The organism is Pseudonocardia xinjiangensis (assembly GCF_050948425.1).
In the GTDB taxonomy this organism is placed as follows: domain Bacteria; phylum Actinomycetota; class Actinomycetes; order Mycobacteriales; family Pseudonocardiaceae; genus Pseudonocardia; species Pseudonocardia xinjiangensis.
Window position 1 is genome coordinate 6,885,528 of the sequence record NZ_CP192009.1, and the last position, 16,431, is coordinate 6,901,958.

Sequence of the window (16,431 nt, forward strand, 5' to 3'; positions counted from 1 at the left end):
TTCGCCGGTGACCACGCCTCCCCCTGAACCCCTCCGGCCTCGCGCCGGGGTGCGGACCGACGTCGAGCGCGCGCTCGTCGTCACCGCCCATCCCGACGACGTCGACTTCGGGGCCGCCGGCACGGTCGCCGCCTGGACGGCGGCCGGTATCGAGGTCACCTACTGCATCTGCACGTCCGGTGACGCCGGCGGCTACGACAACACCCCGCGCGACGCGATGGGCCCGCTGCGGGAGGCCGAGCAGCGGGCTGCCGCGGCCGCGGTCGGGGTGCGGGACGTCCGCTTCCTCCGGTACCCGGACGGCAGGCTGACCCCCAGCATCGAGCTGCGCCGCGACATCAGCCGCGAGATCAGGAGGGTCCGGCCGCACCGCGTCCTGACGCAGTCCCCGGAGATCTACTGGTCCCGGCTGGGCGTGTCCCACCCCGACCACCGGGCGGCGGGGGAGGCGGCGCTCGCCGCGGTCTACCCCGACGCGCGCAACCCGTTCGCCCATCCCGAACTGCTCGCCGACGAGGGGCTCGAGGCATGGACGGTCGGCGAGCTGTGGGTCATGGGAGCGCCGGACGAACGCATCGACCATGCCGTGGACGTGACCGACACGTTCGACCGCAAGATCGCCGCACTGCGGGAGCATCGCTCGCAGACGTCCCACATGGACGACCTGGAGAGCCGGCTGCGGGGCATGACCCGGCGCTGGGCGCAGCGGTTCGACTTCCCGGGAAATCGGCTGGCCGAGGCCTTCCAGGTCATCACCATTGGATGAGCGGTAGCTGCACCGCGACGAACGGAAATACTCCATCTGGGTGAAAAACGCTGGGCGGACGAATGACTCTTGGTTTACCAGAACCACATCCGGTAGACATTCGGTCGTCCGTTCACTCAAAGGGAGGACGTTGCAGTGGCTCAGATGGTTTCTCGCGGCGGCTCGCGGCTGACTCCGGTCAGCGTGGTCACGGTCGCCGATCTGCTGAGCCGCAACGCTCCGGTGACCACCAAGCTCGACGTCAACGAATCCGCTACCGGCGTCTCCGTCGGCAGCCTGCTGCGTCGTGAGGGTCGCGCCCCGCACGCCCTCGACCGGCCCGTGCAGCCCCGGGCCCACCAGGAGTTCGAGGGCACCGACGAGCCCACCACCGTCCATGCCGTCGTGGAGCCCGCCGGGAAGTCCGCGATCGTCAAGCGCGGCGCAGTGGCGGCCGGCGCGCTCCTGGCCGTGGGGTCGGTGCTCGGCGCCGCCGCGCTCACCGAGATCGCCCCCACCGGCACCGAGGCGCAGGGCGCCCAGGGCGACGGCTGGGCGGGTCAGGGCCGGCTCGACAAGAGCTCCGCGGCACCCGTGCTGCCCACCGCGAGCGTGATCGACCCGTCCTCCGCCACCGACTCACTCGACGCGGGCGCGGGCGCACCCACGTCCTGGGTGCCCGTCGCGTTCCCCACCGCGATCGCGGGCGTGCCCACGGTGCTGGCGGCAGCCAACGGCGCGCCGAGCAGCGCGGTGCCCGGCGCCTCCCAGAGCAGCACGGGTGGCTCCAGCGCCGCTCCGAGTGCCCCCGCAACCGGCGCATCCGCTGCCCGGACCACCGAGAACCCGGCTCCCCCCGCCCCGCCCACCGCCGCAGGCGACTCCGCCGTCGCGAAGGTCGGCAACACCGCAGGCGGCACCGTCGAGAACGTCGGAGGGGCCCTCCCGGGCACCGTCGGCAAGACGGTCGGGGGCCTCGGCACCACCGTCAAGGACACCGGCGACACGCTCGACAAGGTCACCGCGCCGGTCACCGACACGCTCTCCCCGGTCACCGGGCCGGTCGTCTCGCTGCTCAGCACCAACAGCTCCGCCAAGACCTCCGCTCCCCAGCAGGCCGACGACGAGTCGTCGAGCGACGACGAGAAGAGCGGCCGCCACAGCCGCAGCGACGACGACGACCGCAGCGACGACGGTGGCAAGAACGACAGCGACCGCGACAGCGGAGGCTCTGGCGGCCTCCTCGGCGGCGTCGGCAAGGTCGCCGCGGGCCTGCTCGGCGGCTGACCGCCCGGGAGCGGACCGGCGGGTTACACCAGCCGCCGGTCCGACGCCCACCGCGACAGCTCGTACCGGTTGGACAGCTGCGTCTTGCGCAGCACGCTCGACACGTGCGTCTCCACCGTCTTCACCGAGATGAACAGCTCCCCGGCGATCTCCTTGTAGGCGTAGCCGCGCGCGAGCAGCCGCAGCACGTCCCGCTCCCGCCGGGTGAGCAGGTCGAGCTCAGGATCACCGGGCGGGGCGGCACCCGGCCGCTCGGAGAACACGTCGAGCACGAAGCCGGCCAGCCGCGGTGAGAACACCGCGTCGCCCGACCGCACCCGCCGCACGGCGTCGGCGAGCTCACTGCCCGAGATCGTCTTCGTGACGTACCCGCGCGCGCCCGCCCGGATCACCGCGATGACGTCCTCCGCGGCGTCCGACACGCTCAACGCCAGAAAGACCACGTCGGGCAGCTCCGGCCGCAGCTGGCGCAGCACCTCCGCGCCCCCACCGTCGGGCATGTGGACGTCGAGCAGCACCACGTCGGGCCGCAGGTGGCGGATCGCGGCAACCGCCTCGTCCACGGAGCCCGCCTCGCCCACCACCGTGACGTCGGGGACGTGGCGGTCGAGCTCCGCGCGTACCCCCGAGCGGAACAGGCCGTGGTCGTCGACCAGGAAGACCCGGATCGGCGCGGGGACCGGGGCACCCGGAGTCTCGTCGGGGGTGTCGGTCATGGCGTCGCTTCCTCCTGGGCCCGGGCCTCCGGCTCGGGTTCCGTGTCGGCCGGTTCGTCCACCGGCATGCTCAGGTGCACCTCGGTGCCTTCGCCCGGCGCGCTCCGCAGGCGCACCGCACCGCCGTGCCGCCTCATCCTGCCGTGCACCGAGTCGGCGAGACCGTGCCGGTCGTCCGGCACCGCGTCCGGGTCGAACCCGACGCCCCGGTCGCGGACGAACACGTGCACCTCGGAGGGCTCGACCTCCACGTACGCGCTCACCTCGTCGACCTTGGCGTGCTTCGCGGCGTTGACCATCGCCTCGCGGGCGGCGAGCACGAGTGCCCGCAGGCCGTCGTCGAGCCGGCGGTCGCCGACCACGACCGGCCGGACGTTGATCGCGTAGGTGTCCTCCACCTCGGCCGCGGCCGCGGTGATCGCGGCGGCGAGGCCGGAGTCGAGGGTGGGCTCACCGGACGCGCGCGCGGACCGCCCGTAGCCGGTGGGGCCGTAGAGCCAGTGCCGCAGCTCGCGCTCCTGGCCCCGGGCCAGCCGCAGCACCTCACGCGGCTGGTCGGACTGGCGCTGGATGAGCGCGAGGGTCTGCAGCACCGAGTCGTGCAGGTGTGCGGCGATCTCCGCGCGTTCCGCCTCGACGATGCGCTCACGGCGCTCCTCACCGAGCTCGCGCATCAACCGCACCCACCAGGGAACGGTCAGCACACCCACGCCGAGCAGCGTCGCGAAGACGGCCAGCAACCCGAACTGCACCTGCGAGAGATCGAGGTTGCCGATCAGGAACACACCGATCCCGCTCGCGACGAACACCGCTCCGGCGATCACCCGCAGCAGCGCGGTGCGCCCGCCCCCGGCGATGCCGGTGACCCCGGAGCGCGCGCCCGCCGTCCAGCGGCGGCGCTGCGTCTCGTCGGCCTCGCGCCACACCACGGCGGCGCCGACGGCCGCCACCCCGAGCGGCCCGACGACCCAGCCCACGACCGTGTTGCCCACCGCGGCGGCGGCGAGGCCCGCGCCGATACCGAGCGCGGCCAGGCCCATCGCCTGCTGGCGCTCGGCGCGCCGGAGCGGCCGGACGACGTCGGTCTGCTCCTGCTGCAGGAAGATCCAGAGCAGCCCGTAGGCCAGCACCCCCGCCCCGCTGACCCCGGTGAGCAGGACGAACGCCGTGCGCACCCAGAGGACGTTGACGCCGAGGTGGTCCGCGACGCCCCCGGCCACCCCTGCGAGGAACCGGCCGCTGCGTCTGCGGGCGAGTGGCGGCGTGCCGGCGGCAGGCGCGCTCGGCTGCGGCGCGGGCGGCGGCGTCGCCTCGGGGACCGTTGTCACGCGTTCATCGTCACATGTGGGCACAGGACTGACATCGGGGAAACCTCCGGGATCACTCCGGGCCATCCCCCATACCCGCGGGCCCGGACGCCGAGCAAGCTCTGTCCCATGGAGGCAGAAGAACAATGAACCGGACAGACGTGCACACCACGCTGCGGGAGATGTGGGACACCCGGCCTGCGCGACCGCGCGACGACCGGCAGGTAGCGGGTGTGGCGGCCGCGATCGCACGCCGCTACGACATCGACCCGACGCTGGTGCGCGTCGGCTTCGTCGTCGCGGCCTTCACGGGGATCGGCGCCGCGCTCTACATCGCCGGCTGGTTCCTGCTCCCGGAGCAGCCTGCCGACCCCACCGCACCGGCACAGCCGCGGCCACCCAGGACGGTCCTGGTCATCGGCCTGGCAATCGCCGCGCTGGTGAGCGTCGGGTCGATCTTCGGCGGCGACGACCGAGGCATCCTGTTCCCCGCGCTGGCCGTCGCGGTCCTGCTGTTCCTGCTGCACCGCAGCCGGGGCCACCGCGGAACGGGCGCCGCGGCTTCGGCCGGGGCCGAAGCTCCCACCACGATCACGCCGAGCGGCGTCTCCCTGTCCAAGGAGACCGCCGGTACCGCGACCCCTCCGGGAGCCACGACTCCGCCGGCATGGGACCCGCTGGGTGCCGCCCCGTTCGCCTGGGACCTCCCGGAGCCGTCGCCGGTCGGGCCACCGCCTGCACCTGCGCAGCGCCGGCTGCCCGTCACCTCGGTGACCCTCGGTCTCGCTTTGCTCGCGGGCGGCATCACGGCCGTGATCATGCTCCTGGCCGGGGCGCTCACACTGGCGAACCTGCCGGTGGTCCTCGGCGTGACGCTCGCCGTGATCGGCGCCGGCCTGGTGCTGGGCGCGTTCGTCCGCTCCGGCCGCGGCCTGATCCCGGTGGCCCTGGTGCTCGGTGCGCTGACCTGGGCGCTGGTGGCCGCGCCGCTGGACCGCTGGCAGGGCAACGGCGTCGGCGAGCTGCGTGCGGCCCCCACCACCGTCGCGGCGCTGCAGCCCAGCTACCAGCGCACCGCCGGTGAGATCGCGCTCGACCTGCGCAACCTCGACCTGTCGGTGCCCCCGGGCGGCAACGCGAGCCCGGTGCGCTCCGCCATCACGCTCGGCGTCGGCGACGTCGAGCTCTGGGTGCCTCAGAACGCGGACCTCACCCTGACCAGCACCACCGGTGTGGGCGACGTGGAGTTCGACGGCCGGTCGGAGTCCGGCCCGGGTGCCCACATCGCCGTCACCGACGACCTGGGCGCCGACGGCGTCCCCACCGGACGACCGCTCGTCGTGACGATCGAGACGGGCGCAGGCAGCGTGGAGGTGCACCGTGGCTGACACGTGGAACGAGCAGCCGACCGGTTCGGCTGCCCCCGCGGCCCGGCGCCGCGGCCCGGACCTGCTGATGATTCTGGTCGGGGTGCTCGCGCTGGGAATGTCGGCAGCGGCGTTCGTGGGTGAGGTGCCGTCGCTCGCCGGGCTCGACCCCCGGTGGCTGCTCGCCGCAGGGGCCACGGTGATCGGGCTCCTGCTGCTGGTCGGGAGCCTCCGGGGACGCAACGCCGGCTGATCGGCAGGACGACCGGGACCGGCGACGGGGAGTGGCCGGGACCGGAGGTCGCGCTCGGGGGAGCGGCGGCCGCGCAGGGCGGCACCAGGGTTTCGACGACCCTGGTGCCGCCCTCGTCGCGTTCCCGGGGCAGCGATCAGGCCTGGCGGCGGGTGGGCTCCAGCCCGGCGGCCTCGAGTATCTCCGGCACGCCCCGCTCGTAGCCGACGGACATCACGTGCACCCCGGCCACACCGGGGACCTCCCGCAACGCCGCGACGGTCTCCGCGGCCGCGGCCATGCCCTCCGCAGCGACCCGGTCGGCGGGCACCCCGCGGAGCCTCCGCTCGAACGAGGGCGGGATGACGACGCCGGGGATGCCGGCCATGAACTCGAGGGCCCGCAGCGACCGGATCGGCCCGACGCCGGCCAGGATCCCGCACCGGCCGTCGAGCCCGAGGTCGCGCACCTTCTGCATCCAGACGACGAAGTCGTCGACGTCGAACACGAACTGGGTCTGCACGAACTCGGCCCCGTCGGCCACCTTCTGCTCGAGCCGGTCGGGCACACCCGTACCCGTGTCGACCGCGCCGAGCAGGTACTGCGGAGCCGGGTCGATGGCCCGGCCGGACATCAGCCGGCCCTCGTCCCGCAGCGTGCGCGCCACGTTCATCAGGCCGCTGGAGCTCAGGTCGAACACGGGGGTGGCGTCGGCGTGGTCACCGCGCTCGGGCCGGTCACCGGTCATCAGCACGAGGTTGGGGACGCCGAGAGCGCCCGCCGAGAGCAGGTCGGACTGCAGGGCGATGCGGTTGCGGTCGCGGCAGGTCATCTGCATGACCGGCTCGAGGCCCTCGGCGAGCGCGACGATGCTGCCGGCGAAGCTCGACACCCGGACCTGGGCACCCTGGTTGTCGGTGACGTTCGCGGCGTCCACCCAGTCGCGCAACAGCGCGGCGGACTCGCGGATCTCGTCCACGTCGGCGCCGCGCGGCGGCCCGATCTCGGCGGTGACGGCGAACCGTCCGGTGCGTAAGGCGTCGGCGAGGCGGCCGGGCCGCTCCGCCGGGACCGCTACTCCCACTCGATCGTGCCCGGTGGCTTGCTGGTGACGTCGAGAACCACGCGGTTGACCTCCGCGACCTCGTTGGTGATCCGGGTGGAGATCCGTTCCAGCACGTCGTAGGGCAGCCGCGTCCAGTCGGCGGTCATGGCGTCCTCGCTGGACACCGGCCGCAGGACCACCGGGTGGCCGTAGGTGCGGCCGTCGCCCTGCACCCCGACGCTGCGGACGTCGGCGAGCAGCACCACGGGGCACTGCCAGATGGTGCGGTCCAGCCCGGCGGCGGTGAGCTCCTCCCGCGCGATCGCGTCGGCGGCCCGCAGCGTCTCGAGCCGGTCGTGGGTGACCTCGCCGATGATCCGGATTCCCAGCCCGGGACCGGGGAACGGCTGGCGCTCCACGATCGCCTCCGGCAGCCCCAGCTCGGCCCCCACCCTGCGCACCTCGTCCTTGAACAGCGCGCGCAGCGGCTCGACCAGCGCGAACTCGATGTCGTCCGGCAACCCGCCGACGTTGTGGTGGCTCTTGATCGTGGCCGTGCCGGAGCCGCCACCGGACTCGACGACGTCGGGGTAGAGCGTGCCCTGCACGAGGAAGCCCACATGTTCCTCGGCCGCCACCTCCGCCGTGGCCGCCTCGAAGACGCGGATGAACTCCCGGCCGATGACCTTGCGCTTCTCCTCCGGGTCGATGACCCCGGCGAGCGCGTCGAGGAACCGCTTGTTCGCATCGACGGTGTGCAGCTTCGCTCCTGTGGCGGCGACGAAGTCGCGCTCCACCTGCTCCCGCTCACCTGCCCGCAGCAGCCCGTGGTCGACGAACACGCACGTGAGCCGGTCGCCGATCGCCCGCTGCACCAGCGCCGCCGCCACCGCGGAGTCGACACCGCCCGACAGCCCGCAGATCGCCCTGCCCTCGCCCACCTGGGCGCGCACCGCGTCGATCGTGTCGTTGATGATCGACGACGTGGTCCAGCCGGGAGCGATCCCGGCGATCTCGTGCAGGAACCGGCGCATCACCTCGCGCCCGTACGGCGAGTGGCCGACCTCCGGGTGGTACTGGACGCCCGCGAGGCGCCGCTCGGTGTCCTCGAACGCCGCCACCTTCGCCCGCTCGGACGACGCCGTGACCACGAAACCCTCCGGCGCGCGCACCACCGAGTCGCCGTGGCTCATCCACACCGGGTGCCGGGCCGGGAGCCCGTCGTGCAGCGCGCCGGGCGCGGCACAGACCGTCAGCTCGGTGCGCCCGTACTCGCGGGTGCCGTCCGGCGCCACCTCCCCGCCCAGCGACCGCGCCATCGCCTGGAAGCCGTAGCAGAGCCCGAGCACCGGGATCCCCGCGGTGAACAGGGCGGGGTCGACGCTCGGCGCGCCCGGCTCGTACACGCTCGACGGACCACCGGAGAGGATCAGCGCGGCGGGTTTCCGCGCCACGATCTCGTCGACGGGGGTGTCGCCCGGCACGATCTCGGAGTACACCTGCGCCTCCCGCACCCTCCGGGCGATCAGCTGGGCGTACTGGGCCCCGTAGTCGACGACGAGGACAGTGGGCGGCTGCACCCGTACCACGATAGTCGGCCCCCGCAGCGGCCCACTGATCCCCGCGACCCGCACGGGAGCGCCCTCGACAGGGCCGTGGTGGACGGCTCACCCGGGATCTCCTCGCGAGCCGAACGCCAGCGCCCTGGTGAGGGCGGTGGTGGAGGGCTCGGGCCGATCATGCGGACCACTGGAACCGTGGGCGCGGTGACGCCGTCCAACCGCGCATGGAACTCACCGGACCCTTCCGTGGCTCGGCCGCCGTCGCATGTGGGCTGCTGACCCCGAAGATGCTGCGCGGCCCACGCTTCCGCCGCGTCTTCCCCGACGTGTACGTGTGTGCCGGGATCGAGCTGGATCTGACGATCCGCTCGCTGGCCGCGCTCGCTCTCGTCGACGGACGAGGTGTCCTGGGTGGCTACTCCGCCGCGGAGTTCCTCGAGGCCACCTGCGGACCAGCGGACGCCCCTGCCGAGATCGTCGTGTGCCACCGGGTTCGCGGCCGTCCTGGACTGCGCGTCCGAGAGGACGTGCTGCCGGCCGACGAGATCACCTGGGTGGACGGGGTGCCCGTCACCTCCCCGCTTCGTACCGCGTACGACCTGGCCCGCCGCTCACCCCTCGTGGAGGCGGTCGTCGCCGTCGATGCGCTCGCGCACGCATCCGGCTTCGCGCCCGAGGAGCTCATCTCCGTCGGCCGCCGACGTCGTGGCCGGCCACCCCGCCCCCGACGACCATGTGTTCGGCCCCAACCGCCTCGACATGGCCTACCCCGGGGTCCGGCTCGTCGTCGAGTACGACGGGGGTGAGCATCGTGCACCGGACAGGGCGTTGCGCGACCTCGACCGGCAGGCGTGGCTCTCCACCGCGGGCTAGCCGTACGCCGGCGCCCTGCGCGCGGCCGTGATGTACGGCTCACGGCACTTGGTCAGCCGCGGACCGTCAGCCCGACCCGCTGGAACTCCTTGAGGTCCGAGTAGCCCGTCTTCGCCATCGCCCGCCGCAGGGCGCCGAACAGGTTCACGGTGCCGTAGGGGCTGTCGGCCGGGCCGAAGAGCACCGACTTCAGGTCCCGCTCGCCCGGCGCGAAGCCGGTCACCTCCGAGCGCGGGAGGGAGGGGTGGGCCGCCGCCGAGGTCCAGTACAGCCCCTGCCCCGGCGACTCGGACGCCTCGGCGAGCTGCTCGCCAAGCATCACGGCGTCGGCCCCGCAGGCGATCGCCTTGGCCATGTCACCCGAGCCGGCCATGCCCCCGTCGGCGATCACGTGGACGTAGCGGCCGCCGGTCTCGTCGAGGTAGTCGCGGCGGGCCGCGGCAGCGTCGACGATCGCGGTGGCCATCGGCACGCCGATCCCGAGTACGTCGTCGGTGGTGGTGGCGGACGACTCCCCGTACCCGACGATCACGCCTGCGGCGCCGGTGCGCATGAGGTGCATCGCGGTGCGGTAGTCACCCACGCCACCGGCCACGACCGGGACGTCGAGGGAGTTGATGAACTCCTTGAGGTTGAGCGGCTCCCCGCCCGATACGTGCTCGGCGGAGATGATCGTGCCCTGCACGACGAGGATCTCGACGCCGGCCGCGAGCAGGTCGGGGGTGAGCTCGCGGGCCCGCTGCGGGCTCACGCGGGCGGCCACCGTGATGCCGGCCGCGCTCACCGTCTTGAGCGCCTCGGTGAGCAGCGCGGGCTGGATCGGGGCGGCGTGCAGCTCCTGCAGCAGGCGCACCGCGGCGGTGGGGTCGTCAGCCGCAGCGGCGTCGAGCACCCGCTCCAGCGCACCCTGGGCGTCTGCGTGCCGGGCCCACAGGCCCTCGGCGTTGAGCACGCCCAGACCGCCCAGCTGCCCGATCCGCACCGCACTGGCCGGCGACACGATGGCGTCGGTCGGGTGGGTCACCAGCGGGATCTCGAACTGGTAGGCGTCGAGCTGCCAGGCGGTGGAGACCTCCTGGGAGCTGCGGGTCCGCCGCGACGGCACGATCTCGACCTGCGACAGGTCATAGCTGCGACGGGCCTCCCGGCCCATCCCGATCTCCACGAGGTCACGCACGGGTGACCAGCGTAGACAGCCCGGGGCGCGGGGTCCTAACGGGCCACGTAGTTGGGCGCCTCGACCGTCATCGTGATGTCGTGCGGGTGGCTCTCCTTGAGCCCCGCCGCGGTGATCCGCACGAGCTGCGCCTGCTGCAGCTGCTCGATCGTCTGCGCACCCGCGTAGCCCATCCCGGACCGCAGCCCGCCGACGAGCTGGTGCACGACCTGGCTGAGAGGACCGCGGAACGGGATGCGCCCCTCGATGCCCTCGGGCACGAGCTTGTCCTCGCTCAGCACGTCGTCCTGGGCGTAGCGGTCCTTCGAGTAGGACTTGCGGCCGCCCTCCCCGCCCCGCGAGCGCATCGCCCCGAGCGAGCCCATGCCGCGGTAGGTCTTGAACTGCTTGCCGCCCACCAGGATCAGGTCGCCCGGCGACTCGGCGGTGCCGGCGAGCAGGCTGCCGAGCATCACCGTGGACGCGCCTGCGGCGATGGCCTTGGAGATGTCACCGGAGTACTGGATGCCACCGTCGCCGATCACCGGTACACCGGCGTCCGCGCAGACCAGCGAGGCCTCGTAGATCGCGGTGATCTGCGGGGCGCCGACCCCGGCGACGACACGGGTGGTGCAGATCGACCCGGGGCCGACCCCCACCTTCACGGCGTCCGCGCCTGCCTCGACGAGCGCCTGGGCACCGGCCCTCGTGGCCACGTTGCCGCCCACCACGTCGACGTTGTGGCCGATCTCGGCCCGCAGCTTGGCCACGGTCTCCAGCACCCGGCGGGAGTGCCCGTGTGCCGTGTCGACCATGACGACGTCGACGCCGGCCTCGACGAGCTGCATCGCGCGCGCGTAGCCCTCTTCGCCGACGCCGACGGCCGCGGCCACGACGAGACGGCCGTCAGGGTCCTTCGTGGCGAGCGGGTACTTCTCGGTCTTGTTGAAGTCCTTGATCGTGATGAGCCCGCGCAGGATGCCGTCGCCGTCGATGATCGGCAGCTTCTCCAGCTTGTGCCGGCGCAGCAGGCCGAGCGCCGCCTCCGCGGTGACGCCCACCCGGGCGGTGATCAGCGGGGCGTGGGTCATCACCTCGTGGACGGGCCGGCTGTGGTCCATCTCGAACCGCATGTCGCGGTTGGTGATGATGCCGACGAGGTGGCCGCCCGCGTCGGTGACGGGGACCCCGGAGATGCGGAACTTCGCGCACAGCGCGTCGACGTCGGCCAGGGTGGCGTCGGGTTTGCAGGTGACCGGGTCGGTGACCATCCCGGCCTCGGAGCGCTTGACGACCTCCACCTGGGCGGCCTGCTCCTCGGGGGAGAGATTGCGGTGCAGCACGCCGAGCCCGCCCGCGCGGGCCATGGCGATCGCCATCCGGGACTCCGTGACCGTGTCCATCGGCGACGACACGAGCGGCACGCGGATCCGCACCCGGCGGGTGACCTGCGTGCTGGTGTCGACCGCGCTGGGCACGACATCGGACTCGGCGGGGAGCAGCAGTACATCGTCGAACGTCAGGCCCAGCATCGCGAACTTGGGGGGCAGTCCTGCGGCCTCGCTGGTCATTGCCACCATCCTGTCGATCCCTGCCCGTCATCCTCCGTAGAACGTCGGTACGGGCGGCGGGGAGGTTTCCCGACATCGTATCCGCGGCGGCGCGGCAGACGGCACGCCCGCGCCGAGTCCATCACCACAGTCCGGTCCATCACCGCCGTCCCGCCCGCCGTGAACCCGACGCTCACGACTCGTCACGGGCACGGTGCGGGTATCGTGAGAGTGTGTCACCTGATGCCTTGCCACCGGACCCCTTCGCCGGTGACCCGCACGATCCCGCGCTGTCCCTCGAGGGGCCTGAGGGCGGCGAGCAGGACGGGCTGAGCGAGGCCGAGCGCGACGAGGTGGTGGCCGATCTGGCCGACCTCGCCGTCTACCAGGCACTGCTGGAGGCCCGCGGAGTGCGCGGCATCGTCGTCGACTGCGGCGACTGTGGCGAACAGCACTTCCACGAGTGGAGCCTGCTGCGGGCAAGCCTCCAGCAGCTGCTGGAGGAGGGCCAGATGCGGCCCCACGAGCCTGCCTTCGACCCCGACCCCACGAGCTACGTCACCTGGGAGTACTGCCGCGGCTACGCCGACGCGGTGCTCTCCGACTCCTGACACCGACGCATACGGCGACGGCCCCCGATCCGAGTGGATCGGGGGCCGTCGCCGTATGCGGGTCAGCTGATGGTGGCCGAGGGCGGCGGCGTGCCGGAACCGGCAGCCGTGGCGCCCGTGCTTCCCCCGGCACCCGGGTTGGAGCGGGTGGTGTCTCCCGCCGGCGTGGTGGCGCCGCCGTCCGGCCGGCCCTCCGCGGTGGCGGGTGGGGTCTGCGGACCGGAGGTCGGACCGGCACTGCCGGTGCCGCCGCGGCTCGGGCTGTCGGTCGTCGTCGGCGGAGGCTGGGGCGACGGGGTGCTGGAGTGCTGCGTGCCGGGTGACGGGTTCTGGCTCGTGCCGTCGCCAGCCGCCGGGGCCTGCTGCCTGCGTGGGTCCGGGGTGGCGCTGCGGGGGTCGCGCGAACGCGGATCCCTCGGATCCCGGGGATCCCGCGGATCGGACGGAGAACGCTCGGGCGCAGACGCCGCGGACGTCGGTGCCGGAGTCACCGACGTCGGCGCCTGCGTGCCGGACGCCGGGTCGGGTGCCACCGGCGCGGTGCGCCCGGAGCTCGGCGACTCCCGCACCCCGGCACCCGGAGGCACCGGCCGGGACGGCTGGGTGGACAGCGGGGTGCCCGGATCGGTGGGCGTGCCCTGGGGCGTCTCCGCCGCCTTCGCGACGAGGAACTCCTGCACCTGGGCGAGCTCGGTCTTGCCCTCCTCGGGGCGCACGACCTCGAGGTCGGCCTTCGCCTGCGCGAGCTCCTGCGCCGCGACGACGGGCTGCCCGGCGACGAGGGCCTCCTTGGCCTTCGTGATGCGGGCCTCGACCCGGACCGCGGCCTCCACGGACTCGGCGCGCTGGCTGTACAGCACCTTCGACACACCCCACAGCGCGTCGTCGGGCTGGGCGTTGTAGGAGCTGACGGACACGCCACCGACGGCGAGTACGACGAACGCCGCGGCCGCGGCCACCGGGGCCAGCCGCCGGGTGCGCCGGACCGGCCGCCGGGCGGCCATGACGGTGGCCACGGCGGTGTCGACGTCGACGAGTTCGGGGATCGGCTCGACGTCCACGTCGGCCTTCCAGGCCGCGAGGATCGCGGCGACCCGGTCGTCGGTGTCGTAGCCGGAGCGGCCGGGGGACGACACCGTCATGCCCGCGGACAGCGCGTTGATCAGCTCGTCATCGGCCTGGACCGCGACGAGGTCGAGCGGTTCGCTCACCTCGTCGAGCGGGACAGGGCGCGTGTTCATGCCGGGGGGGCGATGGCCGTTGCTGCCGCCGCCCGGCCGCCGGTGGCGGTGTTCGAACGGGTTGCGTCCGGGGTCGTTGTTGTCGTGACGCACTCACACCACCTCCTCTTCTGGCATTGACCTGCGCAAACGGGAAAGCGCCCGGTGCTGGGCCACACGGACGGCTCCCGGCGTGGATCCGACGGCTTCCGCCGTCTCCTCGGCGGACAGCCCGACGACCACGCGCAAGACGAGTATCTCTCTCTGTTTCTCGGGGAGCGTGTCGAGCAACCGGCCCATCTCGCCGGACAGCTCGACGCGAAGTACACGCTGTTCTGGCCCGTCCGCGGACTCCACCGAGTCGGGCACGTCGGCAACCGGCTCGGACCGGTTGCGCGTGGCGGCACGGTGGGCGTCGATCACCTTGTGTGACGCGATGCCGTAGACGAACGCCAAGAACGGACGGCCCTGGACTCGGTACCCGGGCAAGGCCGTGAGCACGGCCAAACACACCTCCTGCGCGACGTCGTCGGCCGAGACCGACGACCGGTCCATCCGGCCCAGGCGCGCCCGGCAGTAGCGCACGACCATGGGCCGGATGATGGCGATCACGCGCCCGACGGCTGCCGGCTCGCCGGCCATGGCGCGGCTCACCAGTTCATCGGGAACGTCTGTCGTCTCACTCATCGCGCACAGTTGCCCAGGTGTTACTGAACATGTTCGTCATCATCCGTTCGTGAGGCTGATCACGGACAGTGCTCAACCGTGTCCTCAGTGCGGACCACCGTAGCGAAGTAGAACGGCGGTCCTGGATGGGTCCTCCCCATGGGAGGAGACGCGCCGGATGACCGGCAGATGCATGCTCAGGGCGGTAACCACCCGAATGGCGGCGTGCAACACCGCGGGAGCTGACACCGCGGCGGCAGGGCGCGTGGCTGCGCTGTCGGCAGCCACGTCGCCTGTTGAGTCAGCCCGGACGCTGGTCCGGGGTGGTGCGGAGGGCCTGGGGGCGCGCTGGGACGGCGCGGGTCAGGACGCTCAGGAGACGAGGCCGCGCCGGAAGCCGTGGGCCACCGCCTGGGCGCGATCGCGCACGCCCAGCTTGCGGAAGAGCCTCCGGGCGTGAGTCTTGACCGTGTCCTCGGAGAGGTAGAGCTCCCGTCCGATCTGGCCGTTGCTCTTGCCCTGGCTCATGCCGCGCAGCACCTGGAGCTCACGCTCCGTGAGCTGCACGCCCGGATCCGTAGGAGCCCGGGGCGTGGGCACGGCAGTGCTCGCCAGAGTGTGCGCGAGCGCGGCCACCAGTTCTGGGCGCGAGGCGTCCCAGCGGAGGTAGCCCCGTGCCCCGCCGGCGATTGCGGCGGCGATGCTGCCCGCGTCGTCGGGGGCTCCGAACACGATGACGTTCGCCTGTGGGTGAGCGGCGACAAGCCGCCTCGTGGCCTCGACCCCAGTGGGCACCGCCCGCTGGGTGCCGACCAGGACCACGTCCACCGGCTGCCGGGAGAACCGGGCCAGCAACTCGTCCCCATGCGCAACGCAATCGATCCGGTGCACCCCCGGCACCGCGGACATCACGCGGGTCAGGCCTTCGCGGACGCTGCGACGATCGTCGCAGATGAGTACCGTCGTCACGACGATTCCTTCCTGCAGCTTCCTGCAGCCGGGTGATGTGTCACCCCCCTCATCGGCGGGCGACAGGCTCACCTTGACACGATCAGGGCCGGTTTGTGCCCTCCATTCGGGAGAGTTGCGCCGAGTGGCACTGGTCATGTGGGTGACGTAAGACCGAATGGACTAATTACATTACCGGGGGTGGAACAGAGACCCTGCCGGAGTCCCCCAACAGGCGCTTGCCAAGAGGGTCTGCCCTCTCTTCGATGACGCTCAGCGTGGCGAGCGCGGCGTGTCGTCGGCGTGCCGGACCGTCGAGCGGGTCGTTCACCGATTCTCCAGAGATTGTCCGAGTGGCGTCGTTTGCGTTCGAGGGCGTTCCGGCGCCGCGCTCGAGAAGATCAGCTGCAGCCAGTCGAGCGGGCCACACAAGCGGGAGCAATCCCGCTCGTTCCGCTTCGGCCGCCGCCGCGTCGAGCTCGACCACCGCTGCCGCCGGTTCGGTGCCCGCGACGGCGGCGGCGACGGTGAACACGATCCGGGACTTGAGCACGTGCCGTACGGAGCCTGCGTGTTGTGCGCACTCCAGCGCCTGACGAGCCGGTTCGACCGCCCCGGCCGCGTCGCCGCGCACCAGAGCGAGCTCGGCGCGCACCCAACCCAGCCGGACGGTCGGCCGCCATTCACCGCCCCCCGCTCCCCCGGCCCGCAGGAGCGACTCCGCCGTGTCGAGCAGGCGCTGCGCGGAGGCGGGGGCGCCGGTGCCGACGGCGTCGGCGGCCAGCCCCACCAGCGCGTCGACACGAGCGGCGAGCAGACCGCTGCCGTAGAGGTCCGCTGCCGGGTCACACGCTACCGAGGAGGCAAGGCGCAGGCCAAGGGCGTCATACCTGCGCGCAGCAGCGTGCCCGCCGAGCTGACGGCGGTGGGCGGCGAGAGTGATCGCCGCGTGCGCCGCGACGGCGACCGGCACACCGGGGCCCACCAGCAGGGGTTCCAGCACAGCGGCCGCTGCGGCGTACCGTCCCTGGCCGCCGAGCGCGACCGCCACGTACCAGCGCTCGAGCGCCGACGAGCCGGGCCGCACCCGCACGGGGGCACCCGGTTCGGCACCGAACGCCACCGCCTTGGCGTCAGGCGCAGCAA

At 72.9% G+C, this 16,431-nt stretch carries 16 protein-coding genes and 1 pseudogene; 7 read left to right on the top strand and 10 right to left on the bottom strand.

The genetic code is table 11. The features are described from left to right. Nucleotides 1–7 precede the first annotated feature (7 nt). Both ACQPZA_RS32400 and ACQPZA_RS32405 read left to right on the top strand, forming a co-directional pair. Complete coding sequence (locus ACQPZA_RS32400; RefSeq protein WP_433275870.1) at nt 8–766, top strand: PIG-L deacetylase family protein; 759 nt, start codon at nt 8–10, stop codon at nt 764–766. Between the two features lie 144 nt (nt 767–910). Beyond that, nucleotides 911–2,032 (top strand): hypothetical protein, encoded by a 1,122-nt coding sequence (locus ACQPZA_RS32405; protein WP_433275872.1) that lies wholly within the window; start codon nt 911–913, stop codon nt 2,030–2,032. 23 nt (nt 2,033–2,055) lie between these two features. On the opposite strand, the gene ACQPZA_RS32410 is transcribed toward ACQPZA_RS32405, so the two are convergent. Both ACQPZA_RS32410 and ACQPZA_RS32415 read right to left on the bottom strand, forming a co-directional pair. Beyond that, nucleotides 2,056–2,748, bottom strand: a complete 693-nt coding sequence (locus ACQPZA_RS32410) for a response regulator (protein WP_169399010.1) — start codon at nt 2,746–2,748, stop codon at nt 2,056–2,058. Then, a complete protein-coding gene (locus ACQPZA_RS32415) occupies nt 2,745–4,142 on the bottom strand; it encodes an ATP-binding protein (RefSeq protein WP_433275874.1) in 1,398 nt (465 codons plus the stop codon). Before ACQPZA_RS32415 ends, ACQPZA_RS32410 begins: the two co-directional genes overlap by 4 nt. Nucleotides 4,143–4,201: 59 nt before the next feature. Between ACQPZA_RS32415 and ACQPZA_RS32420 the strand changes: the two genes are divergently transcribed. After that, on the top strand, nt 4,202–5,443 hold the full coding sequence (locus ACQPZA_RS32420; RefSeq protein ID WP_433275876.1) for a PspC domain-containing protein: 1,242 nt from the start codon (nt 4,202–4,204) through the stop codon (nt 5,441–5,443). Further along, a complete protein-coding gene (locus ACQPZA_RS32425; RefSeq protein ID WP_433275877.1) occupies nt 5,436–5,675 on the top strand; it encodes a hypothetical protein in 240 nt (79 codons plus the stop codon). The genes ACQPZA_RS32420 and ACQPZA_RS32425 overlap by 8 nt, the downstream gene beginning before the upstream one ends. 136 nt (nt 5,676–5,811) lie before the next feature. Here ACQPZA_RS32425 and ACQPZA_RS32430 read toward each other — a convergent pair whose 3' ends face one another. Both ACQPZA_RS32430 and guaA read right to left on the bottom strand, forming a co-directional pair. Beyond that, nucleotides 5,812–6,738, bottom strand: coding sequence for a methylenetetrahydrofolate reductase (locus ACQPZA_RS32430; protein WP_433275878.1), 927 nt, complete (start codon nt 6,736–6,738; stop codon nt 5,812–5,814). Further along, entirely contained in the window at nt 6,729–8,279 is a 1,551-nt protein-coding gene (gene guaA / locus ACQPZA_RS32435; RefSeq protein ID WP_433275880.1) for a glutamine-hydrolyzing GMP synthase, read from the bottom strand. Before guaA ends, ACQPZA_RS32430 begins: the two co-directional genes overlap by 10 nt. Nucleotides 8,280–8,548: 269 nt before the next feature. On the opposite strand from guaA, the pseudogene ACQPZA_RS32440 reads away from it, so the two are divergent. Together ACQPZA_RS32440 and ACQPZA_RS32445 are read left to right on the top strand one after the other, a co-directional pair. Further along, nucleotides 8,549–8,944: pseudogene (locus ACQPZA_RS32440) on the top strand (type IV toxin-antitoxin system AbiEi family antitoxin); the annotation flags it as partial. Between the two features lie 22 nt (nt 8,945–8,966). Continuing rightward, nucleotides 8,967–9,134, top strand: coding sequence for a hypothetical protein (locus ACQPZA_RS32445; protein ID WP_433283172.1), 168 nt, complete (start codon nt 8,967–8,969; stop codon nt 9,132–9,134). Between the two features lie 52 nt (nt 9,135–9,186). On the opposite strand, the gene ACQPZA_RS32450 is transcribed toward ACQPZA_RS32445, so the two are convergent. Continuing rightward, complete coding sequence (locus tag ACQPZA_RS32450; protein WP_344017147.1) at nt 9,187–10,311, bottom strand: GuaB3 family IMP dehydrogenase-related protein; 1,125 nt, start codon at nt 10,309–10,311, stop codon at nt 9,187–9,189. Between the two features lie 35 nt (nt 10,312–10,346). After that, entirely contained in the window at nt 10,347–11,861 is a 1,515-nt protein-coding gene (gene guaB / locus ACQPZA_RS32455) for an IMP dehydrogenase (protein WP_169399144.1), read from the bottom strand. 212 nt (nt 11,862–12,073) lie between these two features. On the opposite strand from guaB, the gene ACQPZA_RS32460 reads away from it, so the two are divergent. Continuing rightward, nucleotides 12,074–12,451: a DUF5319 domain-containing protein gene (locus ACQPZA_RS32460; protein WP_169399143.1), complete on the top strand. Its 378-nt coding sequence runs from the start codon at nt 12,074–12,076 to the stop codon at nt 12,449–12,451. Nucleotides 12,452–12,513: 62 nt separating this feature from the next. Here the strand turns inward: ACQPZA_RS32460 and ACQPZA_RS32465 are convergent, their stop codons facing one another. The 4 genes from ACQPZA_RS32465 to ACQPZA_RS32480 all read right to left on the bottom strand — a co-directional run bounded on the left by ACQPZA_RS32465 (nt 12,514) and on the right by ACQPZA_RS32480 (nt 16,378). Then, nucleotides 12,514–13,785 (bottom strand): anti-sigma-D factor RsdA, encoded by a 1,272-nt coding sequence (locus ACQPZA_RS32465; protein ID WP_433275883.1) that lies wholly within the window; start codon nt 13,783–13,785, stop codon nt 12,514–12,516. Next, the gene (locus ACQPZA_RS32470) at nt 13,786–14,358 is read right to left on the bottom strand and encodes a sigma-70 family RNA polymerase sigma factor (RefSeq protein ID WP_169399141.1); all 573 of its coding nucleotides are present in this window, start codon (nt 14,356–14,358) and stop codon (nt 13,786–13,788) included. A 351-nt stretch (nt 14,359–14,709) separates the two neighbouring features. Beyond that, nucleotides 14,710–15,306 (bottom strand): response regulator transcription factor, encoded by a 597-nt coding sequence (locus tag ACQPZA_RS32475; RefSeq protein ID WP_075942692.1) that lies wholly within the window; start codon nt 15,304–15,306, stop codon nt 14,710–14,712. A 166-nt stretch (nt 15,307–15,472) separates the two neighbouring features. After that, entirely contained in the window at nt 15,473–16,378 is a 906-nt protein-coding gene (locus tag ACQPZA_RS32480; RefSeq protein ID WP_433275885.1) for a hypothetical protein, read from the bottom strand. Nucleotides 16,379–16,431: the final 53 nt, after the last annotated feature.